Here is a 3,686-nt window from a genome sequence, read left to right as displayed (position 1 = left end):
GCGCTGTTCAGATCCGTGTGATACCAGTAAATATCCGCCGAGCGGCTGTCGCCCGCCTGCTCCAGCGCCGCCAGCGGGCTCCACGGGCTGGCCGGATCGTAGCTCCAACTGCGGCGGCTGCCGTCGTCGCGCAGCTCCTGCAGCAACCGGTAGCCCTGCCACAGGAAACGGGTCGTCTGTTCGGTTTTGCCCTTGTAGCGCACCACCTTGCGGCTGCGGCGGCCCAGCGCGTCGTAATAATACTGCGCCTCGAATTCGCCCTGCGGGCCGCGACCGTGCGCCTGCACCAGCCGGTTGTCGGCGTCGTAGCGGTAGTGCTGTTCGTACAGGCCATTGCGCCGGCTGATCAGGTTGCCCCAGGCGTCGTAACGGTAAAACAGTTTTTGCCAGTGCGTCAGGCGGTTGTCGGCAATCGGCGCCAGCGGCAGGTGCGCGTCGATGTCGTTCTGTGGGCTGCGCTCGCCCAGCAGGTTATCCGCCAGATCGTACACCAGCCGCGCGCCCGGTTTGCCCTGATTGGGTTCGCGGTGTTCCTTTCAACGAATTCCCCTAAAATAAAAGAGGGTCATTGTTGACATGTTGTAAAAAAGTACAAATCAGATCCTAATTAATGCACTCTCTTCATTTTTATTTTCACTACTTTTAATAAATGAAATGACTATATCGAGAGAGTCTCTTCTAAATCTTACTTCGTAATTGCCTATATCCATAATCAAAAACACACCTGACATATAGTCAGAACCGTCAGGTTCAAGGTAACCACCGCTAGTATCTTCCCCTGCACCAACAAAAACCTTTCCTGAAGGCACATTCAAAAATAACGATTTGTAGTTCTCATTTATGTTATCAACAACTCGAACCGTATACTGACCGTCCTCACCAAGATTCAAAAACAACACGTTACCTTTATTTACTTCTTCCAGTTCATCCTCTGGAATGCTCCACCAATCGGCATCATCGCTAACTCTATGTTTTAAAGACACCAAATCAAAAATTGACAAGGTCGCAGTATCTGTTGTGAAAGAGAAAGTCTTATTCATACCCCTCCTATTGAAATATTATTTCACTAATTCGGTCGCCCGGTTGGAGACTTGCTTTTCTACCCGCATTTTTAAAGAGCTACCAGTGGAGTGTTTTTAATCTTTGTTGCCAGCCGCGTCGGCCACTTCCAGCGGCGCGCTGTTCAGATCGGTGTGATACCAGTAAATATCGCCGAGCGGCTGTCGCCCTCCTGCTCCAACACCGCCAGCGGGTTCCACGGGCTGGCCGGATCGTAGCTCCAGCTGCGGCGGCTGCCGTCGTCGCGCTGCTCCTGCAGCGGCCCAGCGCGTCGTAATGATACTGCGCCTCGAATTCGCCCTGCGGGCCGCGGCAGTGCGCCTGCCAGTTGTCGGCGATCGGCACCAGTGGCAGGTGCGCGAGGATGTCGTTTTGCAGACTTATATAAACCAGTTCATTCTTATTTCTAAAGAACGCCTCGCTGAACCTAATTTTTTAGCGTTAAAGTATATTATTTATCCCTCTCATTCTCACAAGCCACTTGTATTTGAAATTAGATGCTTCCATTTCTCAAGATACCCCTCAAACTCATCTATACTCGAAACAATCATAGACTCCTCGGTGTACTCATTAAAAATCTCCACACCGTTAGGTTTAATAGTTATAGTATGAGAGTTCCCCGTCCCCTCCCAAAATGGAAGAACCCCAGATCTTACAAGCTTACAGGTCTCAATAAACTCATTGACACCATAAAAACCTCTTTGGATGTCATCCTTTATAAAGTCAGTTAGTATCCTATAGTCACTATTAGATTCTATAGACGGATAACCGTCATCACAGATAAAAAACCTCATGAAAATCCTCCATGCTCTTTATTTCCTCATTCAATTCCTGCACACTCAGCAATCAAACTATCACCATTTCCTCAGGTTTTAGCACATTGACCTTCAGTCGGAATCCAGCACTTGAATCTATAGCAACCGTTGAATCATGTAATATGGTTGCAGAAACGAAGGGGTTGGAGTTTTCCGAGTAAACAACCCAAACTAGTTTTTCTTCGCGATCCAAATAAGCGATAAAACCTTCTGAACCATAGCTCCCTTCCCCTAAACATAAGTATCCACCACAACTCAAATTAATTTTTTTTATTACATCAATAGTAGTAACCTCATCTTTATTTTTTTCATAGAACTCAAAAAAATCGAAACATCCCGATTTAGATACTTTAGGCGTGGGGTAGGATATGATATCGATCAACTCAGCTCTACCATCTGAAAAATACAGAGCATTTTTAATCGGTAATTCACCAGCTTCCCACAGTTCAGTAATTACATTCTTCATTTTTATGGACACATCTTAAACGGAACAACTCACATCGACGTATTCAGCACATACGGATAAAGGTTCAACCCACCGCGCAGCCCTATCGGCTCCAGCGTGGTAAAACACCAACCTAGGAACAGGTTGTATGCAGGCCACTTTCGTCATCCTGATATTGCCCGACGTAGCGAGCGGTTGCTGATATTTCGCGCCCTGCCGCTTCGCCGCGCCGGCTATCGTCTGGCCCTGCAACTTGCCAGCTTAGCTCATCATTTCATAGAAATAAACTTTCATCTATGCCACTCACTTTCGTTTAAAACCTCACCAACTTTTTTCATTTTTTATAGATATGTTATTGTTGGTTATATCAAAACAGATATAGAAACCCAGCGTAGATTGAAAATAAACACATTTGCCAGCCTCTATAACGTTAACAAAAGGATTAGATGTTGTTGAGTACATGGACCATTTTAATCTATTAGTTCCATCTGTACGTGCAATAAACCCTTCATTGCCCATTTCACCCTCACCACATAACAAGAAATCACCGTCAGGAAGTTGCACTTTGTTATTCACTTGAATCTCTGACCACACCTCGTCATACTGTTCAATCAATGCATTCAAGGTTGTCTCATTACCTAATGAAATTTTATACTCTTTATTAAAGGTGCCTTTGAATTTATAATTCATCTCGAATTCAATATCTATTTCCCTTACAACACCTACATCATTAATGATTACATCTAATCCGACTAGTTGATTGTTTTCCCACTTACTCTGCATTTCTTTAGCTATCATTTGCAACTCCCCATTTTTTTGTTCTTGCTAACAATTGTTGGCTTCTTAGGTGTTCCAGTTGCTGGTAACTGGACTCTAGGAACATCAGAATTCTTAGGTTTAGAGTTCAGTTTTTTATTGAGATTACTCCCATACGTACCTCCAGTTGCTGGTGGTGGTAACGGATCAGATAAATTAACCCTCTTAATTGGTACAGATTCTACATTAGCCATTTGCGCTGCATATAACCTGCGGTTGTCTAGAGAGACTAATTGCCCATCCACTTCGGCAACATTTAAAGGTCCACTTCGATTCCAATCCCAATTGTTATTAGACATATCATGTATATATCCAGTTACGTTATCAGATATATATGCTTGAGAATAATTTAACGACGAAGGATTAACCCATTCAATACTCAACCCCAACGGATCCACCCACATCAGCGGGTTCGGCGCATACTGATACAGGTTCAACCCGCCACGCAGCCCTATCGGATCCTGCGTGGTGAAACGCCCCACCTCGGGTTCGTAGTAGCGGAACAGGTTGTAGTGCAGGCCGCTTTCGTCGTCCTGGTATTGCCCGGCGTA

At 45.3% G+C, this 3,686-nt stretch carries 4 protein-coding genes and 3 pseudogenes; all 7 read right to left on the bottom strand.

Translation table 11 applies throughout. The features are described 5' to 3' along the window. Positions 1 to 533 (bottom strand): annotated as a pseudogene (locus ACJ8PL_RS25485) (type IV secretion protein Rhs); the annotation flags it as partial. Between the two features lie 63 nt (positions 534 to 596). Continuing rightward, on the bottom strand, positions 597 to 1,040 hold the full coding sequence (locus ACJ8PL_RS25480; RefSeq protein ID WP_016927801.1) for a DUF6386 family protein: 444 nt from the start codon (positions 1,038 to 1,040) through the stop codon (positions 597 to 599). A 105-nt stretch (positions 1,041 to 1,145) separates the two neighbouring features. Next, positions 1,146 to 1,395 (bottom strand): annotated as a pseudogene (locus ACJ8PL_RS25475) (RHS repeat-associated core domain-containing protein); the annotation flags it as partial. Positions 1,396 to 1,905: 510 nt separating this feature from the next. Then, positions 1,906 to 2,340, bottom strand: a complete 435-nt coding sequence (locus tag ACJ8PL_RS25470; RefSeq protein WP_074446870.1) for a hypothetical protein — start codon at positions 2,338 to 2,340, stop codon at positions 1,906 to 1,908. A gap of 41 nt (positions 2,341 to 2,381) precedes the next feature. Further along, positions 2,382 to 2,577: pseudogene (locus ACJ8PL_RS25465) on the bottom strand (RHS repeat-associated core domain-containing protein); the annotation flags it as partial. A 63-nt stretch (positions 2,578 to 2,640) separates the two neighbouring features. Then, a complete protein-coding gene (locus ACJ8PL_RS25460; RefSeq protein ID WP_079451273.1) occupies positions 2,641 to 3,117 on the bottom strand; it encodes a hypothetical protein in 477 nt (158 codons plus the stop codon). Continuing rightward, positions 3,114 to 3,686: RHS repeat-associated core domain-containing protein (locus tag ACJ8PL_RS25455; RefSeq protein WP_260048519.1), on the bottom strand; the 573-nt coding region annotated here is incomplete at its 5' end. The genes ACJ8PL_RS25460 and ACJ8PL_RS25455, both read right to left, overlap by 4 nt.

Origin of the sequence: Serratia sp. CY83965, assembly GCF_052166375.1 — a bacterium.
Lineage (GTDB): Bacteria > Pseudomonadota > Gammaproteobacteria > Enterobacterales > Enterobacteriaceae > Serratia > Serratia marcescens.
Note: the sequence above shows the minus strand (reverse complement) of the source record. Positions and strands in the feature narration are given on the sequence as shown.

Coding starts and splice junctions, on each gene's coding strand:
- ACJ8PL_RS25470 (WP_074446870.1), bottom strand. CDS start 2,340: ATGAAGAATGTAATTACTGAACTGTGGGAAGCTGGTGAATTACCGATT.
- ACJ8PL_RS25460 (WP_079451273.1), bottom strand. CDS start 3,117: ATGATAGCTAAAGAAATGCAGAGTAAGTGGGAAAACAATCAACTAGTC.
- ACJ8PL_RS25480 (WP_016927801.1), bottom strand. CDS start 1,040: ATGAATAAGACTTTCTCTTTCACAACAGATACTGCGACCTTGTCAATT.